This is a genomic window from uncultured Algibacter sp., from assembly GCF_947487605.1.
Taxonomy (GTDB): domain Bacteria; phylum Bacteroidota; class Bacteroidia; order Flavobacteriales; family Flavobacteriaceae; genus Algibacter_D.
The window spans coordinates 39732-64351 of the sequence record NZ_CANKXK010000007.1; the positions used below are offsets into that span (position 1 = coordinate 39732).

Sequence of the window (24620 nt, forward strand, 5' to 3'; positions counted from 1 at the left end):
CAAATGTTAGATAGCTAACATTTTATAAAGATTTTGTAATTTATGTTTGTATATAAAATTATAAATCAGATAGTTATGAAAGAAAAAGTACACAATGATTCCCCAAATCAGATTGTAAATTCCATAAAAACCTATCTATTTTTAGCTACATTCTTTTTAGGAGCTTTAAGTTTAGTTTCAGCTCAAAATTCTAATGCAAACGAAAATGCAACTGTTTATGGCGGCGAAATTACGTTTATTGATGGCGAAACTTATACCAGTGTTTGTGTTGGTGATGGTGAAGCTGATTATGTGGACGTCGTGCTTGAGAATGCCTCAGGACGATTAAAACAATGGATTATCACAGATGAAGAAGGCTATATTCTAGGGTTACCAGATAGTCCTTCCGATGTGAATTTTGATGGAGCAGGAGTAGGGATATGTTATATTTATCATCTTTCTTATAATGGTATGAAGCCCTTAGTTGACCCTTCAGGTCAAGGAAAGTTTAAATTACATATTGATGAAGTAACTGATAAAGGTAATGGTAAAGGTAGGTCTCACTTATCTGAACCTATTATGGTTGAAAGATTTCAGCAACCAACCGCAGGTACTTTAGAAGGAGGCCCTTTTGAGTTTTGTGTTGGTGATGGAGAAGCAGATAATATTGCAGATGGCGCTATTACCCTTTCTGGCAATATGGGTACTAATGCTGCTTGGGTTGTTACTGATTCTGATGGAAATATTTTAGGTTTACCACCATCGCCTTATGCTGTAAATTTTGACGAAGCTCCGGCAGGTACATGTTTAGTTTGGCACTTAAGTTATGAAAATAATGTAAGCTTAGATATTACAAATGCTAGTGAGTTAACAGGTTGCTTTGCATTATCGAATCCTATTACAGTAAATAGATACCAACAACCAGTTGGAGGAACTTTAGAAGGAGGTCCTTTTGAATTTTGTGTTGGTGATGGAGAAGCAGATAATATTGCAGAAGGCGCTATTACACTTTCTGGAAATAGCGGTACAAATTCTACATGGGTTGTGACGGATGATCAAGGAAAAATATTAGGAACACCGCCAAGTCCTTATGTTGTTAATTTTGATGAAGCTCCAGCAGGGACATGTTTAATATGGTATTTAAGTTACGAAGACAATGTGGATTTAAGTGTTGAAAATGCAAATGATCTAACAGGTTGTTATGCTTTAACCAATCCAATTGAAGTAAAGCGTTATGCTCAACCAGTTGGCGGTTCTTTAGAGGGTGGTCCATTTGAATTTTGTGTAGGAGATGGAGAAGCAGATAATATTGCAGAAGGCGCTATTACACTTTCTGGAAATAGTGGTACAAATTCTACCTGGGTTGTAACGGACGACCAGGGAAAAATATTGGGGACGCCACCAAGTCCTTATGTTGTTAATTTTGATGAAGCTCCAGCAGGTACATGTTTAATATGGTATTTAAGCTACGAAGACAATGTGGATTTAACTGTAGAGAATGCAAATGACCTGACGGGTTGTTATGCATTAACCAATCCAATTGAAGTAAAACGTTATGCTCAACCAGTTGGCGGTACTTTAGAGGGTGGTCCATTTGAGTTTTGTGTAGGCGATGGTGAAGCAGATAATATTGCAGAAGGAGCTATTACACTTTCTGGAAATAGTGGAACAAATTCGGCTTGGGTTGTGACAGATACAGATGGTAAGATATTAGGTTTACCAGGAACTTATTCGGATGCTAATTTTGATGAAGCTCCAGCAGGTACATGTTTAGTGTGGCATTTAAGCTATGAAGACAATGTAAGTTTTGATGGAGTTGAGAATGCCTCAGATTTAACTGGGTGTTTTGCCTTAACTAACCCTATAATGGTTATAAGAAATAAGCCGAACGGAGGAACACTAACAGGCGGAACAGATAATAATTTCGATTTTACGGTAGGTGACGGTACAGAAGATAAAATTCCTGCAGGTGCGATTACACTTGAAGGAAACGTTGGAACAAACTCAGCTTGGGTTGTTACAAATGAAGATGGAACTATCATTCTTGGGTTACCAGCTAATTATGCCGATGTTAATTTTGATGAAGCTCCTGCTGGTATATGTAAGGTATGGCATTTAAGTTATGAAGATGGTTTAACAGGAACAGAAGCTCCACCTGAAGGCGATCATCTTGTTTCAAGTTTATCAGGATGTTTTAGTTTATCTAATGCTATTACTGTTACCAGAACTGCACCAAGTGCAAGTAAAGTAGGTTTGTTTCCAAATCCAGCTAAAGGTTCTGTAAATGTTCAATTTTCAGGGTTTAGCAGTAATGAAATAAACGTTAGTATTTATAATTTAAGAAACGTTCAACTGAGCAATAAGGATTATAGCTCTTCAAGTAAAAGAGCAACATTAGATATTAGTACTTATGAAAACGGTCTTTATTTTATGCGTGTAACCGATAAACAAACTGGTGAAAGCACAATAAAGAGATTAGTAGTAAACTAAACTAGGAATTATTATTATATAAATAAAAAAGAGGCTGTCTAAAAAGACTTTGTAATTTGATTTGTCAGGTTGAGCCTGTCGAAACCGATATTGATTATTAGTAAGTTAAAAATATTTCGACAAGCTCAATATGGCATCGAATTTACTTTTTAGACAGCCTCTTTTTGTTTAGTATCCCTTTCCAACGTAAATTTCGTATAAACTTACCTTCGTCTTCAGAAACCAAGAATTTTATTTTTTCTCTTTTTGCTTTAAAGTAACCTGCCATATAATCTATAAAAAGGTGAAAGCTACCTTTTTTATAGGCTAATTTTAAAGCAGATAGTAAGGTGATAATAAAACCATAGCGCATTTTGTACATCGCTTCTCCTTGTAAATATTTAGAAGCTTTATTATAGCTTATCCCTGTTGGTTTTAAATGTTTTACATGAAGGGATTCATCGGTTAAAATATGCCATTTATAATATTTAACTAATAATTCATCTACGGTATCCCAACCCATAGATGGTTTTAATTTTCCTATTTCGAGAAAACATGCTTTCCTATATGCTTTTAAAGCACCTCGAATATGATCTTTACGTGTTAAATTTTCTAATACCCAATCGCTATTCTTCTCAATATAGCAGAACCCAGATGCCATACCTAATTCTTTATCATTATTAAAATGAAAAGAAAGTTGTTCTAAATAATTATTAGGAAAAATTAAATCGGCATCATATTTACAAATTACATCATAATTATTATCCAATGAATCGTACCCTTTGTAAAAAGCATTGATGATTTTTGTACCTGGTAAATGTTGGTTAGATGATATATTGTTTATTAATGAAATCCAGCTGTACTTTTCAACATAGGCTTCTACAATGTCTTGTGTATTATCAGTCGAGTTATCATTAACAACAACTACCCGCTTAGGTAAAAGTGTCTGATTTGTTAGCGAGTCTAACGTGAGTCCAATAGAACTCTCTTCGTTATGTGCAGGAATGATGATGTAAAAATCCAAAGGGTTTAATATTAAAATATAAAGTTAAACTCTTTCAGCATAAATAATGTAATATCGAGGTGTAAACCATCTTAAAATTGGGCGAATACCAATTTTTTTAGTTGGGTTGGTCCATTTTTGTCTATCTATAATTTTCCATCCAGCTTTTTCCAATAACCAATCGAATTGCCAGTCTTCAAATTCATGATAATGACGATCTAGCATATCTGTCTTACTCCTGTATGCCGATGAGAACCATAATTTTAGTGGAATACTAGCTACTAATTTATCCGCTTGAATAGATTTTAAAACCGTATATGGAGATAATAGATGCTCAAATATTTCGAAAGCTGTTACAACTTCAGCCTTAGAATTTAATATTGTTGAGGTGTCTTCATCTAAATCTTCCCCATTTGTGTTTTCAACTTTATAACCATGATCTTGCATGATTTTACTGAACGGATTTACAATACCCAAATCTAAAATAGTTTGGGTATTTGAAATATGCTTTTCTAAAAATTGAATGGTATGCTTAAAGCGTTTGTTAGGAAAGCTTTTTTCGTACATTAAATCATTCTGTTTTTTATTTCCGTAATCCAGACAGTTATTGGGACGGAAATCTCAAATAATTAATAAATATGTTATTGCTTATAAACAATAGCATTAATATTCATCCCAGCTCCTACACTTGCAAAAATAATGATGTCGCCTTTACTTATTTCTTGATTTTCCATAGAATTATTTAAAATCATATCATACAAAGTAGGTATTGTTGCAACACTAGAATTCCCTAGTTTACCAATAGACATAGGCATAATACCATTAGGCATTTCTTTGTCGTACAATTCATAAAAACGCTTTACAATAGCCTCATCCATTTTCTCATTTGCTTGATGGATTAATATTTTTTTAACTTCAGAAATATCAATTCCACTTTCGTCAAGGCAAGATTTCATTGCTAAAGGCACATTGGTAAGCGCAAACTCATAAATTTTACGGCCATACATTTTTATGTACCTACAACTATCATTTATTTCTTGATTGTTGGTTTCTCCAAAGTATATAAAATGAGCTTCATCTAATGCAAAAGTAGCTGAGTTGTGAGTAATTATACCGCCTTCGTCACTTGTAGATTCTAATACAGCAGCACCTGCGCCATCACTATAAATCATAGAGTCTCTGTCGTGCGGATCGATAACTCTAGAAAGTGTTTCGGCACCAATTACGAGGCATTTTTTTGCAATTCCAGATTTTATAAATGCATTAGCTTGTATTAAGCCTTCAACCCAACCTGGGCATCCAAAAAGTAAATCGTAACCTACACATTTTGGGTTTTTAATGCGCAAAAGGTGTTTTACTCTTGAGGCAATACTAGGCACCGTATCGCTTTGGTTACTATCATGCCTAACATCTCCATAATTATGGGCAACAATTATATAATCTAAATCTTCGCGGTCTATTTTAGCGTTTTCAATTGCTTTTTCAGCAGCAAAAGAAGCAATGTCTGAGGTGTTTAAATGATTCTTGGCATAACGCCTTTCGTCAATACCAGTAATAGCTTTAAACTTTTTTACAATAATTTCGTTAGGAGCATTTATACTAGAACCATCACTATTTAAAAATTCGTGATTGTAGAAGTCTTCATTTTTCTCAACATTAGCAGGAATATAACTTCCAGTCCCTGTTATTTTAATATTCATAAATCGAAAATTGCCATTAATTAATATAATACAAGCAATATAATTTCTTTTAATTTAAGGCTCAAGTAATTTGCGTTTAATTTACGATGTTCAAACCTTTATTTATGCTTCTGCGTAAGCCTCTATAGGTGTACATGAGCAAATTAAATTTCTATCTCCATAAGCATCATCAACACGCCTTACACTTGGCCAAAATTTATTATCTCTAACGTAGTCTAATGGAAATGCTGCTTCTTCACGGGAGTATGGGAAATACCATTCATCTGCAGTTATCATATTTAAAGTATGAGGTGCATTTTTTAAAACATTATTCAAATCATCTTTAGATGTGTTGTCAATCTCTTTTTTAATTGAAATCATAGCATCACAGAAGCGATCTATTTCAGCTTTACTTTCACTTTCGGTAGGTTCAATCATCATGGTTCCTGCTACAGGAAAAGAAACTGTAGGTGCATGAAAACCGTAATCCATTAAACGCTTAGCAATATCTGTAACTTCAATACCATGTGTTTTAAAAGGACGACAATCAATAATCATTTCGTGTGCTGCTCTGCCTTGTTCACCAGAATACAAGGTGTTAAAGCTGCCTTGTAAACGGTGCTTAATGTAATTGGCGTTCAAAATGGCAATTTTAGTAGATTCTGTTAATCCTTTTGCGCCAAGCATTTTTATATAGCCATAGGAAATTAAGCAGGCAAGTGCCGAACCAAAAGGAGCGGCCGAAATAGCTGAAATAGCTTTAGATCCACCAGTTTTCACTAATGGGTTTCCAGGTAAAAAAGGAACTAATTGTTTAGCAACACATATAGGGCCTACACCTGGACCACCACCTCCATGAGGAATGGCAAATGTTTTGTGTAGATTTAAGTGGCAAACATCAGCCCCAATACTTCCAGGGTTCGTTAACCCCACTTGAGCATTCATATTAGCTCCATCCATATAAACCTGACCACCATTGTCATGAATTATTTGTGTGATTTCTTTTATTGCCGATTCATAAACACCGTGGGTTGATGGATAGGTCACCATTAATGCAGCAAGATTATCTTTATGTAATTCTGCTTTCTCTCTTAAATCATTAACGTCTATGTTGCCTTCTTCCGTGGATTTTGTAACTACAACTTTCATGCCCGCCATAACAGCACTTGCAGGGTTAGTCCCATGAGCAGACGATGGAATTAGGCAAACATTTCTATGACCATCACCTCTAGATTCATGATAGGCTTTAATAACCATAAGTCCAGCAAACTCACCTTGTGCACCAGAATTTGGTTGCAATGAAGTAGCGGCGAAACCAGTTATTTCTGTTAATTGATCTTCTAGTTCTTTTAAAACAGTTAAATAACCCTTTGCTTGTTTTAATGGTGCAAATGGATGAATATTCCCCCATTTAAACCAACTTAAGGGTAGCATTTCTGAAGCAGCATTTAGCTTCATAGTGCAAGAGCCTAAAGAGATCATAGAATGATTTAAGGCTAGATCTTTACGTTCTAAAGATTTTATATAACGCATTAATTCGGTTTCTGAATGGTAGGTGTTAAATACAGCATCTGTTAAAAAATCTGATTTTCTTTGAACGTTTTCCGAAATGTTATTTGCTTTTTCAATAGATGAAATAACAATGGTTTCTTTATTGGCGGCTTCAGCGAAAATTAAAATCAAGTAATTAATATCGCGTAAAGTTGTTGTTTCATTTATAGAAATAGTTACAGTATCTGAATTTGGGTAAAATAGATTCACCTTTTTTTCAGATGCCACTTTTTTTATTTTTTTTGCCTTTGTTTTTATTTGTAGTGTATCAAAATAAGAAGTATTAATTTGCTTATAACCTAATTTTTCTAAAGCTTGAGCTAAAGATGCTGCTTTGTTATGAACATCATTTGCTATAAACTTCAATCCATTAGAGCCATGATAAACTCCATACATACTCGCCATAACGGCTAATAAAACTTGTGCTGTACAAATGTTAGAGGTCGCTTTGGCACGTTTTATATGTTGCTCTCGTGTTTGTAATGCCATACGTAGCGCTCTATTTCCATTAGCATCCTTTGTTACACCAATAATACGTCCTGGCAAATCACGTTTGTATGCTTCTTTAGTAGCAAAATATGCAGCATGTGGGCCACCATATCCCATTGGAATCCCAAATCGTTGAGTTGTGCCAACTACGACATCGGCTCCAAATTTACCCGGTGCTTCGAGTTTCACTAAACTTAAAATATCGGCTGCAACTGCTACTTTAATTTGAGCTTCATTGGCTTTACTAATAAACGTTTTTATATCTGTTACTTGACCATCTTTTCCTGGATATTGTAATATAGCTCCAAAGAATTCTGATGAGTAATTAAAATCATTTTCATTTCCAATAATTAATTCAATTCCTATTGGATTTGCTCTAGTCTCTAGAAGTGATAAAGTTTGAGGTAAAATGTTTTCTGAAACAAAAAATTTGTTAACACCTGCTTTTTTCTGGTCTCGTTCTCTAACAGCAAATAACAAACTCATAGCTTCTGCAGCAGCTGTGCTTTCATCTAGAAGAGATGCGTTAGCAATTTCCATTCCTGTTAAATTAATAACCATGGTTTGAAAATTTAATAAGGCTTCTAATCTTCCTTGTGCAATTTCAGCTTGATATGGCGTGTAAGCAGTATACCATCCTGGATTTTCTAGAATATTCCTTTGAATAACAGCTGGCAGAACCGTAGGGTGATAGCCTAATCCAATATATGTTTTACGTGCTTTATTTGTTTTTGATAACTCATGAATATGTAATAGATACTCATGTTCTGTCATTGGTTCATCTAAATTTAAGTCATCCTTTAGACGAATATCATCGGGAATAGTTTCATATAAAAGCTGATCTAAAGAGTCTAAACCAAGGGTTTTTAACATTAGGTTTTGGTCTTCTTCTCTAGGACCAATGTGACGCAATGCAAAGGCGTTTGTATTCATTACAATAAAATTGATTAAATAATTCGCAAAAATACGCAATATTTAGTGCATTATTTTGCGTAAAACGGAAAGTTTTTAACTATTCACGAACGTTATCAACACTAATAAAAAAGGGATAGTTACATTTGCTAAATGAAGTTAATAAAACAGCTTTTTAATTTTTATATAAATAGTAGTATTCATGTAGCATTAGCAGTTTTTTCGTTAACATGGATTACCCTATTAGAATTAGGTTTAGAGTATAATGAACCTGTATTATATTTTGTTTTTTATGCTTCGATTACAGGCTATAATTTTGTGAAGTATTTTGGTATTGCAAAATTTCATCATAGACAGCTTGCAAATTGGTTAAAATGCATTCAATTATTGTCAGTAATTTGTTTTTTATTAATGTGCTATTATGGCCTTCTATTAAAAGCAGAAACACTAGTTTGTATTGGTGTTTTTGCTGTTTTAACTCTTTTGTATGCTATTCCTCTTTTGTCGAAACAAAGTTTACGACACATTGGGGGATTAAAAATTTATATAATTGGTTTAGTATGGGTTGGCGTAACTGTATTTATTCCAGTGATTAATGAAAGTTATGGTATAAGTACTGATGTTATGATTATAGGGTTACAACGCTTTATATTTGTTTTGGTTTTAATGTTACCGTTTGAAATTAGAGATTTGAAATATGATAGTTTAACTTTGGCTACCATCCCTCAGAAAATGGGGGTCAATCGTACAAGGTATCTGGGACTACTATTATTAATGCTATTTGTGCTGTTGGAATTTTTTAAAGATGAATTAACAGTGCAAAGAATTTTAATTTTAGTTTTTATGTCAGCAATAACAGGATTGTTCTTGTACTTTTCTAAAATTAATCAAAGGAAATATTATAGTTCTTTTTGGGTAGAAGGATTGCCTATTTTGTGGCTTGTTTTATTGTTATTAATGCCTTAAGCAGATTGCTCGTTGATGGCTTGGTCTAACTCTTTTTTCATGGATTCTTTACACTTTTTATCCAGACAGTCTACTTTAGATTCTTTAATTTTTTTGGTTAGTTTAGCGTTGTTAGTAGTGTATTCTCTACACGCTCTACAATAAAGTAAATGTATATTTAGTTTTATTTTTTCCCATAAGGTAGCCTCCTTGTATTGTGTTTTATCACAAACATGATTAGCTTCGTCGCATGGTATTGTAATTTTTAGTTTACTACTCATTTTAAAACCAATTTTCTTTTAAACAACTTGCCATAGCAGTTCGCGCTCTATGAATAATTACCCAAAGGTTAGACGCCGTAATATTTAATTCATTACAAATAACTTCGGTTTCATGACCTAAAATTGTTTTCATCTTAAAAACGTCTGCTTGTTTTTGTGGAAGCTTGCTTAAGCAGTTGTGAATAGCATCTGCTAGCTCACTATTTTGCAATTTATCCTCAGCATTTTTGTCGAATGGGTCTGCAACTCGTTCTTCTAACCAATCTCCTTCAGATTCTGAGTCTCCATTATAGGTTATTCTAACTTCTGCTTTTCCTTTTTTAGAATTTATTTTACGGTAATGGTCAATAATTTTTCGTTTTAAAATCGAAATAAGCCAAGTACGTTCACTAGCCTCACCTTTAAAGTTTTTCATCGATTTTAAACCTGCCAAAAAAGTGTCTTGAACTAAATCTTGAGCGATTTCTCTATCACTAACTCTGGAAATAGTATAGTTGAATAGATAATCGGAATATAAATCAATCCATTTATTAGGATTTATTTCGTGTTTTGGCATTTAAGGCAAATGTTTTTTGAAAACCAAAAATAAGGTAAAAAAATGAATTACTAATAATCGATTTTATTTGTAATAAATGTATAAAAATATAACAGTTATATATATCCAAAGTAAGGTAAAAAAAATATGAGCAAAAGTTTCAAATCTTTTACCTTTCCATAATTTTGGTGAGTACACAAAAAGTTGAAAGATTAAACGTATCCCCCAGAATATTGCAAGACCTAAGCATAAGGTCTTACCAAGATGCGTTGTTGTAAGTTCTTTAAATGAAATGACACAAAGTAAACCCATTAAAGCAACAGTAAGTGCTATAAAAAATGTGTGTACTATAAACAGTTGTTTGTTTATTAAACTCATGAGTTCAAGGTCTGTTTTCCAACTAAAATATTTCGGAAAAGCGATATGAATTATGGCTAATGCAATGAGTAAATAACCAATTATTTGTAAATGAATAGTCATAGTTTATTGGTTTAATTGAATTTGAAAATAGACATGAAAGGCGTGAATTTAGTTTCAGTATATGAGTTAAACCCAGCACTTTTAAATGCGTTTATCCATGTTTTCTTTGAGAAAAAGTGTGTAAAACCAATTGAAAAAGCAAAAAAGTTAGGGATATCTCTTAAATGTTCAACTAAAATCACTTGTGCATTTGGTTTACAGATGCGTTTACACTCTTTTAAAAATGATATTTTTTCTTTGTTTGACCTAATTTCATGAGCTGCAGACAAAAGAAAAACCATATCAACCGATTTATCTTTTAAAGAAATGGCACTAGTTGTCATTTGTTTGGTATCAGGATATAGTAAACTAACTTTTCTGGCTCTAACAATGGCAGCTTCTGTGTGCTTTTCAGGATTATAAAAGTCAAAAACCTGTAAGTTGGTATTTGGAAACTTACTCTTTAAAATAAAACTTGTTTCATCAAATCCTGCATTAATATTAACGATGTGTTTATTATTGGAATTTAAGATGTTCAAATCCTTTAACCATTTAAAGTTATAATACCCCGAAAAATCATAAACATATGCAGATACAATCAAAGGCATAATTAAGCCATATAAAAAAGAAATGACTATTGTCCAAAACAATATAATATTCCAGTCAATTAATAGCCTGCTCAATAAGAGCAATACAATCATACTTAATCCTATCACGTAAAAATGACGGTTAAAACTCAAGATATTTAATACGCCTTGAAATGGTTTTCTTTTTAGTTCCATAAGTCTATTCTACCTTTTTTCCAGTAATACGGAATGTTATTAATTTTAAAAGCATTTGCTAGAACCATGTGATTCAATTTTAATTCATTTAAAAACTCAATGTTGTAATGCTCAACATGTATTGGGTTTGGTTTCCAATTTCGCCTTACACCTTCAATAATTAAAACTTCTTTTGTGTCTTTATTGTAAGTAAATGTAAACGGTAATGGTCCTGCGTATCTCCTAGCTTCTTTCCAATTTGAAAATGGAGATTTACTAGGTAGGACAATAATGTCCTTTTTAGAATTCAATTTAATTTTGAAATTTGATTTTATGGAACTCATCTCTTCTCCATCAATATTTATATCAGTTGATGTATAGTTGTAATGCGTAAATATGTTTCCAATAAAAGCCATTCTTTTTTTATCTGTCTCCGACTTTAAAATGTATAAACCTCTTAAGCGTTTTCCAGTACTTGTCTTATAACGAACAAAAATGCGGTAGCCAATTAGGAAGAAGTCATTCCCTAAAAAAGAAGGAGCTCCTTTTGGTTTAAGGTTTTTAGTTTGAACCATAGCAACAGCAATAAAAGCCCACTTATTATTGAATGTATCTAGTTCTAAACATTCAGGAATTAAAGATTCTAGTTCTTCTTTTGGTACGGCAAAAGTTAAAACTGTTGAGTTTTCAAAAAATGCTTCTACCGCAAATGGATGATTTTTAAGAGTTGAAAGCATGGTGTTTAGTTTTGAAGGGGTTATTTAAATGATAATTTGTTAAATAGATAATAAGAATTAGCAGTAGTGCAAAAACACTATTTAATCGTCCCCACAATAATAAATGTGGGACCATTATGAATTCTATAATGTTCATTAGAGCAATAATTCCTATTTGAATTGAGGCATTTAGTTTTGGGTGTATTTTGCATATAATCCAAAAGAACATGAGTATTTCTAGAACTCCAATCATTATTGTTATTTCTTTAGAATATTTAGAGTTTGTTATTTCTGAAACTATTTCTCGATGTCTAGGAATAAGATTTAAAACTTTACAAAACAATCCATTAATGAGCCATATAAGAGCTATAAAAATGTTTAGTGTATTTTTCATTATACATAGTTATTAAACTTTCAGAAAATATTGAAAGTTATGTTTAAAAAAATAGTATTCTACTTCATCAACTTAAAAACCGACTTTGTTAGCCAATTTTGTTTTTGGTTGACGAGCTTATTCATTAAAGTATCCAAATCGTCTGTTAGGTCTTTTAAAGCTTTGGTTTGCTTTATCAATTCTTTTGTTTTTGCTGTACCATCATCTTTAATAGAGGAGACGTCTTCTAGAACTTTAATAACAGGTTTTATTTCTCTTCGGCTACGTTCTTTTGCTACTATTCGAGCCAATTCTTGAACATCTTTTTCAGTAGTAAAAAACTCTTTGCGTTCACCTCGAATAATTTCTTTGGTAACAATTCCCCAATCCATTAACTGACGCAAATTCATACTTGTGTTGCCTCTAGAAATTTTCAATTCCTCCATAATCTCTTCCATAGATAATGGTTTTGTTGAAATAAAAAGTAAAGACTGTATCTGCGCCATCGCTTTATTGATACCCCATAACGTCCCCAAACTTCCCCAAGTATTAATAAATTTTTCTTTTGCTTCTTGATATTCCATGACACAAAGATATAAATAATTTCTAAACTTTCAATAATTACTGAAAGTTTATTTTTTTAGAATTATTAATTAATTCATATGTTTTAATAGCTAACCAATTCTCTGTTATATTTTTGTTTATAAGCTACTGGAGTTAAGCCAGTGTATCGCTTAAACAAACCTCTAAAGGCTTTGGTGTCAGAATACCCAATTGCAAACATTATTTCGTTTATTGTTTTTTGAGATGATTCTAATTCTTGTTTGGCAGTTTCTATTTTTACACGCTGAATATATTCTAAAGGAGTATTACCTGTAGCCTTTTTAAAACGACGAATAAAATTTCTAGAACTTATTGCGAGTTTTTTCGAAAGTTCTTCAATTGATATTTTATCTGAGATGTGTGCCTCAATATAAGTTTGTGCCTTTTTTATCGATGTGTCAGAATGTTCTTTTTGACTTTTAAAAATAGCAAACTGATTTTGGTTGTCTCTATCTATTTCTATTTCAAACATTTTAGATACATAAATGGCAACCTCCTTACCACAATATTTTTGAACCAGATGAACCATAAGGTTTAAGAAAGAATATGCGCCTCCACTTGAATAAATTCCTTCTTCATCGGTAATAATTTTTTCAGGCTTTATATTAATTTGTGGATAACGCTGTTTAAACAGTTCAATACCCGCCCAATGTGTTGTGCATTGTTTATGGTTTACCAAACCTGTTTCGGCTAGTAAAAATGCACCCATGCAAAGGCTCGCAATTTCTGCATTATGTAATAATCGCTGTTTTTTTATCCATGCAACAAAATCATAATTTACTTCTAATTCTTGAAGTACAAATTGAGGTAGCACTGCTGGAATAATAATTAAATCTGTTTTCTCTATCTGCTCTATTGTTGCCGTACAGTGTATTGAAAAAGCACCATCATACAAGACCGTTTTTTCATCAATACCTACTAAGTTTATATCAAAAAGGGGTGCATCACTTTTACCAGATTGCAAAAAGAAATGATTTACACTGCTAAATATTTTGTATGGTCCAACAATACTACTCAAAATGGCGTTAGCTTTTGGTACTAGAATGCTTACATGTTTCATCTTTATGATTTTTGCAGACTAAAATACTATTATTATTTGTCGAAAACAACACCTTAAAGTGTCATTTTTGACCATGCTGATTGGTTTAGTATTTTAATAAATTTGAATAGATGATTTACAAAGGGTATGGATGCTAAATTGTATTTTGAAGACATCAGAACCATTTTTTGCTCACAAAGTGAAGTTATTACAGTAGGTAAAATGATGAGTTCTGAAGCTATTCACTATAAAGGAAAAGTTTTTGCTTTTTTTTCAACTAAAGAAAAAATGGTTTTTAAATTGGGTAAAGATTTCAATCCTGAAAGTGATACACTTCCTTTAGAAGTATTTAGTCCTTTTAAAAGTAAAAAACCTTTATCTGGTTGGTTTCAACTTGACTATTCTTACAAGCAGTCATGGTATAATTTGGCAGAAAAGGCTTTACAATTAATTCAATCATAATATGATAACAAAAGCATACACAGATTTTTTTAATGAATTAAAGGAAAGTAATACTAAAGCATGGTTTCATGCCAATAAAAAGCGTTATGAAACTGATGCGAAACTGCCTTTTCTGAATTTGCTTTCAGAATTAATTCCAGAACTGAGAAATTGGGATTCCAGAATTTTGCAAGATGAAAAGAAAGCCATATTTAGAATAAACAGAGATATCCGTTTTTCAAAGGATAAAACACCATACCATATAATATTAAAAGCAGGTTTTTCGCCTAATGGAAAAAAATCGATGCTACCAGGTTATTATTTGGGTATTACTGCAGATACTATTCATGTAGGAGGAGGGCTTTTTATGGTGAAACCACCAGAACTAAAAATGGTAAGATCTCATATTACTAAGAATACTGAGGATTTTTTGGAAATAATAAATTCTAAAAATTTTATAGATAAATTAAAAGAGTTGAAGGGTGAAACTGCTAAACGCATAGATAAGTCCTTTGAAGCATTAGCGAGTAAAACGGAACATATTTATAAGAAACAATTTTATGCTATGACAGAACTGCCACTTTCAGCATATTATGATTCTCCAAAGTTGATAACTGTTATTAAAGCCCATTTTGAAGCCATAAGACCTTTAAATGAGTTTTTGAATGCGGCATTAATTAAATGAGAGTGCTTATGAATAAAAATGATTTAGTAGAAGGCTATTTAAAAAAGAAAGCACATCCTTTAACTCAAGAAATAGAGCGGGTGAGAGAGATTATTTTAAATACACATCCAAATATTGAAGAAACTATAAAACGGAGTAGCCCTACATTTATGTATAAAGGTAATATTGCCTCATTTTTTATGAATGCGAAAAAGCATGTGAGCTTGATGTTTCATAAAGGTGCTTTAATCGAAAACTCTAATGGTATCTTGGAGGGCGATGGTAAAGAAGCAAGAACTGCCAAGTTTAAAGATATGAAGAACATAGAAGATAGAAAAGAAGATCTTGAAGCAATAATATTAGCATGGGTGAAAATGAAAGATGAAGCATAAATTCATTTTTTAATCATTGAAAAAATTAAACAATTTTAAAACTTAAAATAAAAATTATGACAACACAAGAAGTAGCAGACAAATTAGTAAGTTATTGCAGACAAGGTCAGTATGCCGAAGCTATACAAGAGTTATATGCGCCAAACATTGTAAGTGTAGAGCCAGATGGAGCTCCAGTAAAAATTTGTGAAGGATTAGAAGCGGTTATTGCTAAAGGGCAACAATTTCAAGAGATGACTGAGGAAATTCACGGTTCTGTAATATCTGATCCCATTGTTGCAGATAATTTTTTTGCATGTACGATGAAAATGGACGTAACCTTTAAAGGAGCTCCAAGAACATCAATGGAAGAAGTTTGTCTTTATAAAGTTGAAGGCGGTAAAATAGTAAGAGAAGAGTTCTTCTTTACACCAATGTCTCAGGGGTGAATTTTTAAAATCCTATTCGATTTGTAAATGCAAATGCTCAACATGTCTAATGGATTGACATTGAGCTTAATTAGACCCCCTCGTTTTTCAAAATACAGAAACTTATTTCAATAACCCCGCCCGTTTCAACAAAGCCTCAGGTTTAGGTTCTTGTCCTCTAAAACGTTTGTAAAGTGTCATTGGATTTTCAGTGCCGCCTTTACTTAACACGTTATCTTTAAATTTATCAGCAACGGTTTTATTAAAAATGCCTTCTTCTTTAAAGTATTCAAAAGCATCAGCATCTAAAACTTCGGCCCATTTATAACTATAATAACCAGAAGAATAACCTCCTTGAAAAATATGTGAAAAGGCGGTACTCATACAATTTTCAGAGACATCAGGATAAAGTTTTGTGTTTTCAAAAGCTTTGCTTTCATGGGTTTTAACATCTTTTATTGTCTCTGGCGACTCACCAGCATGCCAGCTCATATCTAATAACCCAAAACTTAATTGTCTTAGGGTTTGCATGCCTTCATGAAAGGTTGCAGAGTCTTTTATTTTTTCAACCAAATCCATCGGAATGACTTCACCAGTTTCATAATGTGTTGCAAACAACTCTAGAGCTTCTTTTTCATAACACCAATTTTCCATTACCTGACTAGGTAATTCTACAAAATCCCAAAATACACTTGTTCCAGATAAACTAGGGTAGGTGGTATTGGCTAACATACCATGCAATGCATGACCAAATTCATGAAACAACGTAGTAACTTCGTTAAACGTTAATAATGAAGGTTTTGTTTTCGTAGGTTTCGTGAAGTTGCAAACTATAGAAATATGTGGTCTGCTGTTTTCGCTGTTTTTAATGTATTGTGGTTTGTAAACGGTCATCCACGCGCCATTACGTTTTCCTGCTCTTGGGAAAAAATCAGCATAAAAAATAGATATTAAATCACCATTGTTGTCTGTAACTTTATAGGTTAAAACATCTTCATGGTATTTATCAATGCTATCAATTTCTTCAAAATTTAAATCGAATAATTTATTAGCTATTGTAAACGCCCCATTAATAACATTTTCTAATTTGAAATAGGGTTTCAGCTTTTCATCATCCAAACTGAATAATTTCTGTTTTAATTTTTCAGAATAATAAGCTCCATCCCATTTTTCTAATCTGTCAATATTATCTAATTCTTTAGCAAAGTTCTCCAGGGTTTTAAACTCACGTTCTGCAGCAGGTTTCGCTTTTTCTAATAATTCATTTGAAAACTTAAGAACCGTTTCAGGCGTTTCTGCCATACGTTCCTCTAAAACAAAATGCGCATGAGTTTTATAACCTAGTAAGTTTGCACGTTCATGTCTTAGTTTTACAATTTGAAGCACATTATTTTGGTTGTCTAAATCATCCCCTTTAAAGGCTTTTGATCCAGCAGCAAGAGATAGTTTTTTTCTCAACTCCCGATTGTCAGCATAGGTTATAAAAGGAATATAACTTGGGTAATCTAAAGTGAATAACCAACCTTCTTTAACTTTCGATTCCGCCAATTGTTTTGCAGCTTCTTTAGCGCCATCTGGTAATCCAGCTAAATCTTCTTCATCAGTAATTAGCATTTCGAATTTATTGGTTTCCGCTAAAACATTTTCTCCGAATTTTAATTTTAATTGACTTAATGTTTTGTCAATCTCACGAAGTTGTTCTTTTTTATCTTCAGCTAAATTAGCACCATTCCTTGAGAAACTTTTATATTTTTTATTTAATAAAGTGGTTTGCTCTGTGGTTAAATCTAGTTCAGCTTTAGCATTGTAAACAGTCTTAACACGTTTAAAAAGTGCCTCGTTCAAGGTAATATCATTACTAAATTCAGAAAGTAGCGGCGAAACTTCTTGTGCTATCTTTTGAATATCTTCATTAGTTTCAGCAGAATTTAAGTTGAAGAAAATACTAGATATTCTATCTAATTCTTCTCCAGAAAAATCAAGGGCTTCGATGGTATTTTGAAACGTTGGAACTTCTGGATTGTTTACTATGTCATCAATCTCACCTTTAGCCTTTACTATGGCTTGTTTAAAACCAGGTATAAAATGGATAGTATTAATTTTTGAAAAAGGCGCTGTACTATAAGGCGTATTGTAGGAGTCTAATAATGGATTTTTTGTCATTGGTAAGAAAAAATGTTAAAATTTAATTATGTTATGCGTGCATAACATAATTTTTTTATATTTGCCGCGATAATTATAGGAGTGACTAACTCTAGGAATTATTGTTAATAGCTAAGAAACCTCGAATTTATTCGAGGTTTTTTTTGTTTAAAGGTCTTTTGCAGATTCGTTTACTTTTATTTTTAGCCCTTCTTTATAAGCAATAACTTTGTCAAGCACACACGAATCGTTAGATCCAATTATTTGAGCTCCAAGAATTCCAGCATTTTTTGCACCATTAAGTGCTACAGTGGCTACAGGAACTCCCCCAGGCATTTGTAAAATAGACAAGATAGAATCCCATCCATCTATGGAGTTACTGCTCTTAACAGGAACACCAATTACTGGTAATGGAGATAAAGCGGCAATCATACCTGGTAAATGTGCAGCACCTCCAGCACCTGCAATAATAACCGAAAAGCCTCTTGTGTGAGCATACTTACCATAATCGAATAGTTTTTCTGGTGTACGGTGTGCAGAAACAATATCTACTTCTACCTCAATATCAAATCCTTTTAAGATGTCTATTGCATCTTGCATAACAGGAAGATCACTTTTACTCCCCATAATAACGCCTACTTTGTTCATAAAATTCCAAATTTAAAATTCCAAAAACCAAATTTAATTTCAACTTTCATGTTATAAGAATTGGAGTTTGGTATATGTTTTTTGTGATTTAATCACTTATTACTTTAATCACTTTTTTGACTTCTTCTGCAACACGTCTTGCTTCATTCAAATCTTCATTTACAATGGTTACATGACCCATTTTTCGGAAAGGTCTGGTTTGTTTTTTCCCATAAATATGAGGTGTTACACCTTCCATATTCATTATGGTCTCAATATTTTGATAAACGACATTACCATTATATCCTTCGGCTCCAACTAAATTTACCATCACTCCGCCAACTTTATTATCTGTTCTTCCTAAAGGTAAGTTTAAAATGGCTCTAATATGTTGTTCAAATTGTGATGTGTAACTCGCTTCAATAGTTTGATGTCCAGAATTATGAGGCCTAGGAGCTACTTCATTAACTAGAATTTCATCGTCATTAGTTTGAAACATTTCAACAGCTAATAACCCTACATGGTTAAATGATTCTGAAACTTTTAATGCTACGCTCTGTGCTTTTTCAGCAATTTTCTTATCAATTCTAGCTGGACAAATAACATACTCAACTTGATTTGCTTCAGGGTGAAATTCCATTTCTACAACGGGATAGGTTTTTATGTCACCTGCTTCATTTCTAGCAACAATTACAGCTAATTCGTTTTTAAAATTAATTAAATCTTCTGCTATACATTCGCCTTTTGGTAAACCTTCAAGATCAGAAAGTTGTCTAACAAGTTTTACGCCATTACCATCATAACCAAACTGTGCGGCTTTCCAAACAAATGGAAACTCTAGTCCACCATTATCAATAGTGTCTTCAATTTCTGAAAGGTAAGCGAATCTTGTGAAATCTGAAGTTGGGATATCATGATCTCTGTAAAATAATTTTTGAGCTCCTTTGTTTTGAATAGTTCGTAAATTTTTGGAGGAAGGGTAAACTTTTATACCTTTTTTCTCAAGAGCTTCTAATGCATCTACGTTTACATTTTCAATCTCAAAAGTTAAAACATCAACTTGTTTTCCAAAATTATAAACCGCATCATAATCCATTAAGTCACCAACATGAAATTCATCGCAAGCAGTTTTGCAAGGAGCTTCGGGATTAGCTTCTAAAACACATGTGTAAATATCAAATTTTCTAGTATTGTAGAGTAACATTTTCCCAAGTTGTCCACCGCCAAGAATTCCAAGTTTAAAATTTGAAGAAAAATAGTTCATAAAGACCTGTTTAACTGAAACTAATTTATGTTATGGCAAAAATACATTTTAATATCAAATTACTTTAGAAATCGTAAATCAAAAAATCGGTATTCGTTAATCTATTGATTATCTTTGCATCTTTTAAAACATTAAGCTGGTGATAAAGCTTCACGACAAATATTTTAAACCTTTTATTTCGGCAAAAGAAATTGATAAAGCTATTGATAAAATGGTAGCTGAAATATCTAACGACTTGGGAGATGAAGTTCCTGTTTTTGTAGGGATTTTGAACGGGTCGTTTATGGTAGTTAGTGATTTTGTAAAAAAATATCCTAAGCCTTGCGAAGTTACCTTTATAAAATTAGCATCTTATGAAGGTGTTAAATCTTCTGAAGACATTCAACGTTTAATAGGTTTAACCCAGGATTTAACTGGAAGAACCGTTGTTATTCTTGAAGATATTATTGATACAGGTAAAACACTTGCAGAGGTACACCGCATTTTTAAAAATGAAAAGGTTAAATCTTTAAAGATTGCAACCTTGTTTTATAAGCCTGATGCATATAAAAAAGACTTTAAACTACATTACGTTGGTATAGAAATTCCTAATAAATTTATAGTAGGCTACGGATTAGACTACGATAATTTAGGAAGAGATTTACCAGAGATTTATCAAATAAAAGAAACGCAACACATGACAAATTTAGTGCTATTTGGCCCTCCAGGAGCAGGAAAAGGAACGCAAGCAAATTTTTTAAAAGAAAAATATAACTTAATTCATATTTCAACTGGCGATGTTTTTAGATATAATATCAAAAATGAAACAGCCTTAGGAATGTTAGCCAAATCTTACATGGATAAAGGCGAGTTAGTTCCAGATCAGGTGACTATAGATATGTTAAATGCCGAAGTTGAAAAAAACGCTGATGCAAATGGGTTTATTTTTGATGGATTTCCTAGAACTAATGCACAAGCAGATGCTTTAGATACTTTAATGGACAGTAAAGATTCTCTAATAAATGCTATGATTGCTCTTGAAGTTGATGATGAAATTTTAGTAAAGCGTTTACTTGAAAGAGGTAAATCTAGTGGAAGAGCAGATGATGCAGATGAATCTATTATAAGAAATAGAATTAAAGAATATTATTCTAAAACAGCTATACTAAAAGAGTATTATTCTGCGCAAAATAAATATTTTGGTGTTGATGGTGTTGGTAGTATTGAAGATATTACAGTACGACTGAGTGGAGTTATAGATAAACTTTAGATTATCATTTATGTTACCTTGAGTATTGATTGAGGTGAAAACACTTTTTCATTAAAAGAAAGCACCTTGTGAAGCAAAACGAAAGGTCTTAATAATAACAACATAACATTAAAAAAAAATACCACCTTCGGGGGATGGCAAATAAACAATACAATGACTGAAGGAAATTTTGTTGACTACGTAAAAATGTATGTTTGTTCTGGCAACGGGGGTAAAGGCTCTGTGCATTTACATCGCGAAAAATATATAACTAAAGGAGGTCCAGACGGTGGAGACGGTGGGCGAGGTGGCCATATTATCTTAAAAGGTAATTCTAATCTATGGACACTTCTTCATTTAAAATATGCAAGACATACTAGAGCAGGCCATGGTGGAGATGGAAGCAAAGGCAGAAGCACTGGTGCAGATGGTGAAGATTTTTATTTAGATGTTCCATTAGGAACCGTGGTTAGAGATACAGAGACCAATGAGATACTCATGGAAATAACCGAAGACGGTGAAGAGAAAATAATTGCAAAAGGAGGTAAAGGTGGTTTAGGAAATTGGCATTTTAAATCTTCAACAAATCAAACGCCTAGATATGCTCAGCCTGGGATGCCTTTAGAAGAAAAGTATATTACATTAGAACTAAAACTACTAGCAGATGTTGGGTTGGTAGGATTCCCTAATGCCGGAAAATCTACGTTGTTATCAGTAATTACTTCTGCAAAACCAAAAATAGCCGACTACGAATTTACAACCCTGAAACCTAATTTAGGAATTGTGAAGTATCGTGATTTTCAAACTTTTGTTATGGCAGATATCCCTGGTATAATTGAAGGCGCAGCCGAAGGGAAGGGTCTTGGTTATTATTTTTTAAGGCATATTGAGCGTAATTCTGTGTTACTATTTTTAATTCCTGCTGATGCTCCAGATATCAAAAAGCAATACGATATTTTATTAGATGAATTAAGACGGTATAATCCAGAGATGCTTGATAAAGAGCGAATTATAGCGATTTCAAAAAGTGATTTACTCGATGAGGAGCTAAAGGAAGAATTAAATAGAGAACTAGAGAATGAATTACCAATTCCTTATTTATTTATATCGTCTGTGGCACAACAAGGCATTGCAGAGTTGAAGGATGTCCTTTGGAAGATTTTGAATAATTAGAATACTACTGTTCTAAAAAATTGATAATTTTCGATTACTTTGTCAAGTATTCAAGGCTTAATTATGAAGCAAGTTATTAAAAGTATTGTAGAGATTAATGATAATAAAAGAAGTAAATATTTTGCCTTTTTTATTCAAGCATTAATTTTAATATCTGTAATTACTTTTTCAATAGAAACAATACCAAGCTTAAAACCTCAAACGAGATTAATTCTTCAATCGGTAGAATGGTTTAGTGTTGTAGTATTTACTATTGAGTATTTTTTAAGAGTATATGTTGCAGATAGTAAGCCAAGATTTGTTTTTAGCTTTTTCGGTATAATAGATTTACTGGCAATATTACCATTTTATTTATCCTTTGGAGTAGATTTACGATCACTAAGAGCATTACGTTTTTTAAGACTATTCAGAATTTTAAAATTAGTACGTTATAATAGAGCAATGAGTCATTTTACTCAAGCTATTAAATCTGCAAAGGAAGAGATTTTATTGTTTATATTCATTACCTTGATTCTTATTTATTTCTCAGCAGTTGGTATTTATTATTTTGAAAATCAAGCACAACCAGAACATTTTTCTTCGATATTTGATAGTTTGTGGTGGGCTATAATTACTTTAACAACAGTAGGCTATGGCGATGTTTATCCTATTACAGTTGGTGGTAAAGTTTTTACTTTCTTTATATTAATGATTGGCTTAGGTATCGTTGCAATTCCAACTGGGATAATTTCGTCGGCTTTGACAAAGTCGGTTGATAAAAAACAAGAGTAATAAAAGAATTATTTAAGTTCGAAATAAGTTTCAAAAAATAAAACTCACATAAATCATTAATAAACAATTTTTTGTTAAGTTGATAGAGCAAAGCTGTGAGCCTTTCGACTTTACTTAAGATAAACTTCAAGATATCTCATTCAAGCGAGATTTCTCATCACAAGATCCGCTTGGTATCTTTAAACAAAAAGATTTTGTTTTCGATAGCGTTCGGAATAATACCGTTTCTATATTAAAATAGTTTAAAATTTTGATTGTCAATATTTTAATATATTGAACTCACATTAGCTAGTACTTACCTAGTAAGATGTATTTTGCTAGTATTATATTATTGAAAGAAATATAAAGCCCAATAGAAACCTAACGCAATTAAGGTATAAGCTATCCTGTATTTTTGGAAATAATTTTACAAACTTGTGTATTCAACTCCTAATTTGTTATTCTATTTCAGTTTCAATAGCGATTGAAAACCTAGAGCCAGTTTCTAAAGTTTTAAAGGTTGATTTTTTGGTTATATCGGTAGATTCATTGTCACTGTCTGGTAACCCTAACCAAGGTTCTATACAAACATAATCTGCTAATGGTTTCGACCAAAGAGCAAGATGAGGGTAGTCTGTAAACCGAACGATGATTCCTTTTTCTTCATCTTTTTTACGCAGTCGAACCCAATCACAATCAATATTAGGGAATATTAATGCATCTTCGTTAAATAACGTGTCTGAAAGCGAAAGGCGGTTTTTATTAGTTTTAATTTCACGTTTGTATTCTGATAATAACCCCGAAGCACCTAATGTACTTGCTTCAAGATTTAATTGCTTGGGGAATTCTATAACATAGTCAGATAATTTAGTATTTTCGTTTAAAGGACATGCATATGCTGTGTGTCCTCCGCAAATAAGTTGTATAGGTACAGTATCTTTGTTCTCAACGTTGTATGTCATAACTAAGTGCTTATTAGCAAGTTCAAACTCTACAGAAAATAAAAATTTGAAAGGGTATTGTTTTAGTGTTTCTTTAGAAGAATTAAGAGTGAAAGAACACTTCGAAACACCATGTTTCTGGAAAAGAAGTTGCTTGTTATTTCTAATAATACCATGTTTAGGCATATTGTAATCTTTTCCATTGTATACAACCTTATCTTCTTTAATTTTTCCAATTGCTGGAAACAATATTGGTGAGCTACTTCCCCAAATAGAGGGCTTTATTTGCCATATATATTCTTCTCCAGTTATCTTATTTTTTAGAGAGCGAATTTCTGCTCCATTTGATTCGATTGTGCAAATAAGGTTTTCGTTTTCAATAGCGTGTAGCATATTTTAATTATTAAAATAAATGAAGAATTAATAGAGCAAATATTGTGAATTTTATGTGTTTTTAGTACAAGTATAACAGCTTGCTAAATATTTTAATGGCTAAGATATAAAAAATGAAAAACTATGAGCTTATGTATAAGACATTCAATAATTCAATTTTGTAGTCAATTTTATTTTGATTTCTGTGATTTGTTGATAAAGAGTTTATGTATTCAAAGGAAATAAAATAATTGCTAAAACTTCTTTTGGTATGGCTTTTAAAGAGTTAGAATGGTAATTTTAATGTGGAAGTTTTAAGAAAAACGCTAATAAATAATAACCTGTTGTATGTTTTTTGATAAAATATACACAACAGGCTATAACTGTTTAACTTTAACTATAATTTTAGAGTAGCTTTTATGTTT

General features: G+C 32.3%; 25 protein-coding genes. 9 read left to right on the forward strand and 16 right to left on the reverse strand.

Annotated features, from left to right (window positions below):
• Positions 1 to 75: 75 nt before the first annotated feature.
• Entirely contained in the window at positions 76 to 2469 is a 2394-nt protein-coding gene (locus tag Q0739_RS09445) for a T9SS type A sorting domain-containing protein (protein WP_298238475.1), read from the forward strand.
• A 142-nt stretch (positions 2470 to 2611) separates the two neighbouring features.
• Here the strand turns inward: Q0739_RS09445 and Q0739_RS09450 are convergent, their stop codons facing one another.
• The 4 genes from Q0739_RS09450 to gcvP form a co-directional block, all read right to left on the reverse strand.
• Positions 2612 to 3472, reverse strand: coding sequence for a glycosyltransferase family 2 protein (locus tag Q0739_RS09450; RefSeq protein ID WP_298238476.1), 861 nt, complete (start codon positions 3470 to 3472; stop codon positions 2612 to 2614).
• Positions 3473 to 3496: 24 nt separating this feature from the next.
• Complete coding sequence (locus Q0739_RS09455; RefSeq protein WP_298238477.1) at positions 3497 to 4018, reverse strand: methyltransferase; 522 nt, start codon at positions 4016 to 4018, stop codon at positions 3497 to 3499.
• 74 nt (positions 4019 to 4092) lie between these two features.
• Positions 4093 to 5151: a ketoacyl-ACP synthase III gene (locus Q0739_RS09460; RefSeq protein WP_298238478.1), complete on the reverse strand. Its 1059-nt coding sequence runs from the start codon at positions 5149 to 5151 to the stop codon at positions 4093 to 4095.
• Positions 5152 to 5253: 102 nt separating this feature from the next.
• Complete coding sequence (gene gcvP / locus Q0739_RS09465) at positions 5254 to 8103, reverse strand: aminomethyl-transferring glycine dehydrogenase (RefSeq protein ID WP_298238479.1); 2850 nt, start codon at positions 8101 to 8103, stop codon at positions 5254 to 5256.
• Positions 8104 to 8235: 132 nt separating this feature from the next.
• Between gcvP and Q0739_RS09470 the strand changes: the two genes are divergently transcribed.
• Positions 8236 to 9048 carry a hypothetical protein gene (locus Q0739_RS09470; RefSeq protein ID WP_298238480.1) on the forward strand — a complete coding sequence of 271 codons (813 nt, stop codon included), beginning with the start codon at positions 8236 to 8238 and terminating at the stop codon, positions 9046 to 9048.
• Here Q0739_RS09470 and Q0739_RS09475 read toward each other — a convergent pair.
• The 8 genes from Q0739_RS09475 to Q0739_RS09510 form a co-directional block, all read right to left on the reverse strand.
• On the reverse strand, positions 9045 to 9308 hold the full coding sequence (locus Q0739_RS09475; RefSeq protein WP_298238481.1) for a hypothetical protein: 264 nt from the start codon (positions 9306 to 9308) through the stop codon (positions 9045 to 9047). The genes Q0739_RS09470 and Q0739_RS09475 overlap by 4 nt on opposite strands.
• A 1-nt stretch (position 9309) precedes the next feature.
• Positions 9310 to 9864, reverse strand: coding sequence for a sigma-70 family RNA polymerase sigma factor (locus tag Q0739_RS09480; protein WP_298238482.1), 555 nt, complete (start codon positions 9862 to 9864; stop codon positions 9310 to 9312).
• 63 nt (positions 9865 to 9927) lie between these two features.
• On the reverse strand, positions 9928 to 10323 hold the full coding sequence (locus Q0739_RS09485) for a hypothetical protein (protein ID WP_298238483.1): 396 nt from the start codon (positions 10321 to 10323) through the stop codon (positions 9928 to 9930).
• Positions 10324 to 10334: 11 nt separating this feature from the next.
• Positions 10335 to 11084, reverse strand: coding sequence for a methyltransferase domain-containing protein (locus tag Q0739_RS09490; RefSeq protein ID WP_298238484.1), 750 nt, complete (start codon positions 11082 to 11084; stop codon positions 10335 to 10337).
• Positions 11075 to 11800, reverse strand: a complete 726-nt coding sequence (locus Q0739_RS09495) for a DUF2071 domain-containing protein (protein ID WP_298238485.1) — start codon at positions 11798 to 11800, stop codon at positions 11075 to 11077. Before Q0739_RS09495 ends, Q0739_RS09490 begins: the two co-directional genes overlap by 10 nt.
• A complete protein-coding gene (locus Q0739_RS09500) occupies positions 11784 to 12173 on the reverse strand; it encodes a DoxX-like family protein (protein WP_298238486.1) in 390 nt (129 codons plus the stop codon). Before Q0739_RS09500 ends, Q0739_RS09495 begins: the two co-directional genes overlap by 17 nt.
• A 59-nt stretch (positions 12174 to 12232) precedes the next feature.
• A complete protein-coding gene (locus tag Q0739_RS09505) occupies positions 12233 to 12736 on the reverse strand; it encodes an ArsR family transcriptional regulator (protein ID WP_298238487.1) in 504 nt (167 codons plus the stop codon).
• 83 nt (positions 12737 to 12819) lie between these two features.
• Positions 12820 to 13815 carry a helix-turn-helix domain-containing protein gene (locus Q0739_RS09510; RefSeq protein WP_298238488.1) on the reverse strand — a complete coding sequence of 332 codons (996 nt, stop codon included), beginning with the start codon at positions 13813 to 13815 and terminating at the stop codon, positions 12820 to 12822.
• Positions 13816 to 13941: 126 nt separating this feature from the next.
• Here Q0739_RS09510 and Q0739_RS09515 point away from each other — a divergent pair, with 126 nt between their 5' ends.
• Genes Q0739_RS09515 through Q0739_RS09530 form a run of 4 tightly spaced genes read left to right on the forward strand, consistent with a single transcriptional unit; the run spans position 13942 to position 15719 of the window.
• Complete coding sequence (locus tag Q0739_RS09515; RefSeq protein ID WP_298238489.1) at positions 13942 to 14256, forward strand: hypothetical protein; 315 nt, start codon at positions 13942 to 13944, stop codon at positions 14254 to 14256.
• 1 nt (position 14257) lies between these two features.
• Positions 14258 to 14920, forward strand: a complete 663-nt coding sequence (locus Q0739_RS09520) for a DUF2461 domain-containing protein (RefSeq protein ID WP_298238490.1) — start codon at positions 14258 to 14260, stop codon at positions 14918 to 14920.
• A complete protein-coding gene (locus tag Q0739_RS09525; RefSeq protein ID WP_298238491.1) occupies positions 14917 to 15291 on the forward strand; it encodes a DUF1801 domain-containing protein in 375 nt (124 codons plus the stop codon). The genes Q0739_RS09520 and Q0739_RS09525 overlap by 4 nt, the downstream gene beginning before the upstream one ends.
• Positions 15292 to 15347: 56 nt before the next feature.
• Positions 15348 to 15719 carry a nuclear transport factor 2 family protein gene (locus tag Q0739_RS09530; protein ID WP_298238492.1) on the forward strand — a complete coding sequence of 124 codons (372 nt, stop codon included), beginning with the start codon at positions 15348 to 15350 and terminating at the stop codon, positions 15717 to 15719.
• Positions 15720 to 15821: 102 nt separating this feature from the next.
• Here the strand turns inward: Q0739_RS09530 and Q0739_RS09535 are convergent, their stop codons facing one another.
• The 3 genes from Q0739_RS09535 to Q0739_RS09545 all read right to left on the reverse strand — a co-directional run bounded on the left by Q0739_RS09535 (position 15822) and on the right by Q0739_RS09545 (position 19731).
• On the reverse strand, positions 15822 to 17861 hold the full coding sequence (locus Q0739_RS09535; RefSeq protein ID WP_298238493.1) for a M3 family metallopeptidase: 2040 nt from the start codon (positions 17859 to 17861) through the stop codon (positions 15822 to 15824).
• Between the two features lie 147 nt (positions 17862 to 18008).
• Positions 18009 to 18488 (reverse strand): 5-(carboxyamino)imidazole ribonucleotide mutase, encoded by a 480-nt coding sequence (gene purE, locus Q0739_RS09540; protein WP_298238494.1) that lies wholly within the window; start codon positions 18486 to 18488, stop codon positions 18009 to 18011.
• Between the two features lie 88 nt (positions 18489 to 18576).
• A complete protein-coding gene (locus Q0739_RS09545; protein ID WP_298238495.1) occupies positions 18577 to 19731 on the reverse strand; it encodes a 5-(carboxyamino)imidazole ribonucleotide synthase in 1155 nt (384 codons plus the stop codon).
• Positions 19732 to 19870: 139 nt separating this feature from the next.
• Here Q0739_RS09545 and Q0739_RS09550 point away from each other — a divergent pair, with 139 nt between their 5' ends.
• From Q0739_RS09550 to Q0739_RS09560, 3 genes are all read left to right on the forward strand, one after another.
• On the forward strand, positions 19871 to 20980 hold the full coding sequence (locus tag Q0739_RS09550) for an adenylate kinase (protein ID WP_298238496.1): 1110 nt from the start codon (positions 19871 to 19873) through the stop codon (positions 20978 to 20980).
• Between the two features lie 153 nt (positions 20981 to 21133).
• On the forward strand, positions 21134 to 22132 hold the full coding sequence (gene obgE / locus Q0739_RS09555; protein ID WP_298238497.1) for a GTPase ObgE: 999 nt from the start codon (positions 21134 to 21136) through the stop codon (positions 22130 to 22132).
• A 63-nt stretch (positions 22133 to 22195) separates the two neighbouring features.
• On the forward strand, positions 22196 to 22903 hold the full coding sequence (locus tag Q0739_RS09560; protein ID WP_298238498.1) for an ion transporter: 708 nt from the start codon (positions 22196 to 22198) through the stop codon (positions 22901 to 22903).
• Between the two features lie 437 nt (positions 22904 to 23340).
• On the opposite strand, the gene Q0739_RS09565 is transcribed toward Q0739_RS09560, so the two are convergent.
• On the reverse strand, positions 23341 to 24216 hold the full coding sequence (locus Q0739_RS09565; protein ID WP_298238499.1) for an aldose 1-epimerase family protein: 876 nt from the start codon (positions 24214 to 24216) through the stop codon (positions 23341 to 23343).
• Positions 24217 to 24620: the final 404 nt, after the last annotated feature.

What these genes read in the sequence shown, in the direction of transcription:
- Q0739_RS09445 (WP_298238475.1), top strand. Translation starts at nt 76, where the DNA reads ATGAAAGAAAAAGTACACAATGATTCCCCAAATCAGATTGTAAATTCC.
- Q0739_RS09455 (WP_298238477.1), bottom strand. Translation starts at nt 4,018, where the DNA reads ATGTACGAAAAAAGCTTTCCTAACAAACGCTTTAAGCATACCATTCAA.
- Q0739_RS09460 (WP_298238478.1), bottom strand. Translation starts at nt 5,151, where the DNA reads ATGAATATTAAAATAACAGGGACTGGAAGTTATATTCCTGCTAATGTT.
- gcvP (WP_298238479.1), bottom strand. Translation starts at nt 8,103, where the DNA reads ATGAATACAAACGCCTTTGCATTGCGTCACATTGGTCCTAGAGAAGAA.
- Q0739_RS09470 (WP_298238480.1), top strand. Translation starts at nt 8,236, where the DNA reads ATGAAGTTAATAAAACAGCTTTTTAATTTTTATATAAATAGTAGTATT.
- Q0739_RS09475 (WP_298238481.1), bottom strand. Translation starts at nt 9,308, where the DNA reads ATGAGTAGTAAACTAAAAATTACAATACCATGCGACGAAGCTAATCAT.
- Q0739_RS09480 (WP_298238482.1), bottom strand. Translation starts at nt 9,864, where the DNA reads ATGCCAAAACACGAAATAAATCCTAATAAATGGATTGATTTATATTCC.
- Q0739_RS09485 (WP_298238483.1), bottom strand. Translation starts at nt 10,323, where the DNA reads ATGACTATTCATTTACAAATAATTGGTTATTTACTCATTGCATTAGCC.
- Q0739_RS09490 (WP_298238484.1), bottom strand. Translation starts at nt 11,084, where the DNA reads ATGGAACTAAAAAGAAAACCATTTCAAGGCGTATTAAATATCTTGAGT.
- Q0739_RS09495 (WP_298238485.1), bottom strand. Translation starts at nt 11,800, where the DNA reads ATGCTTTCAACTCTTAAAAATCATCCATTTGCGGTAGAAGCATTTTTT.
- Q0739_RS09500 (WP_298238486.1), bottom strand. Translation starts at nt 12,173, where the DNA reads ATGAAAAATACACTAAACATTTTTATAGCTCTTATATGGCTCATTAAT.
- Q0739_RS09505 (WP_298238487.1), bottom strand. Translation starts at nt 12,736, where the DNA reads ATGGAATATCAAGAAGCAAAAGAAAAATTTATTAATACTTGGGGAAGT.
- Q0739_RS09510 (WP_298238488.1), bottom strand. Translation starts at nt 13,815, where the DNA reads ATGAAACATGTAAGCATTCTAGTACCAAAAGCTAACGCCATTTTGAGT.
- Q0739_RS09515 (WP_298238489.1), top strand. Translation starts at nt 13,942, where the DNA reads ATGGATGCTAAATTGTATTTTGAAGACATCAGAACCATTTTTTGCTCA.
- Q0739_RS09520 (WP_298238490.1), top strand. Translation starts at nt 14,258, where the DNA reads ATGATAACAAAAGCATACACAGATTTTTTTAATGAATTAAAGGAAAGT.
- Q0739_RS09525 (WP_298238491.1), top strand. Translation starts at nt 14,917, where the DNA reads ATGAGAGTGCTTATGAATAAAAATGATTTAGTAGAAGGCTATTTAAAA.
- Q0739_RS09530 (WP_298238492.1), top strand. Translation starts at nt 15,348, where the DNA reads ATGACAACACAAGAAGTAGCAGACAAATTAGTAAGTTATTGCAGACAA.
- Q0739_RS09535 (WP_298238493.1), bottom strand. Translation starts at nt 17,861, where the DNA reads ATGACAAAAAATCCATTATTAGACTCCTACAATACGCCTTATAGTACA.
- purE (WP_298238494.1), bottom strand. Translation starts at nt 18,488, where the DNA reads ATGAACAAAGTAGGCGTTATTATGGGGAGTAAAAGTGATCTTCCTGTT.
- Q0739_RS09545 (WP_298238495.1), bottom strand. Translation starts at nt 19,731, where the DNA reads ATGAACTATTTTTCTTCAAATTTTAAACTTGGAATTCTTGGCGGTGGA.
- obgE (WP_298238497.1), top strand. Translation starts at nt 21,134, where the DNA reads ATGACTGAAGGAAATTTTGTTGACTACGTAAAAATGTATGTTTGTTCT.
- Q0739_RS09560 (WP_298238498.1), top strand. Translation starts at nt 22,196, where the DNA reads ATGAAGCAAGTTATTAAAAGTATTGTAGAGATTAATGATAATAAAAGA.
- Q0739_RS09565 (WP_298238499.1), bottom strand. Translation starts at nt 24,216, where the DNA reads ATGCTACACGCTATTGAAAACGAAAACCTTATTTGCACAATCGAATCA.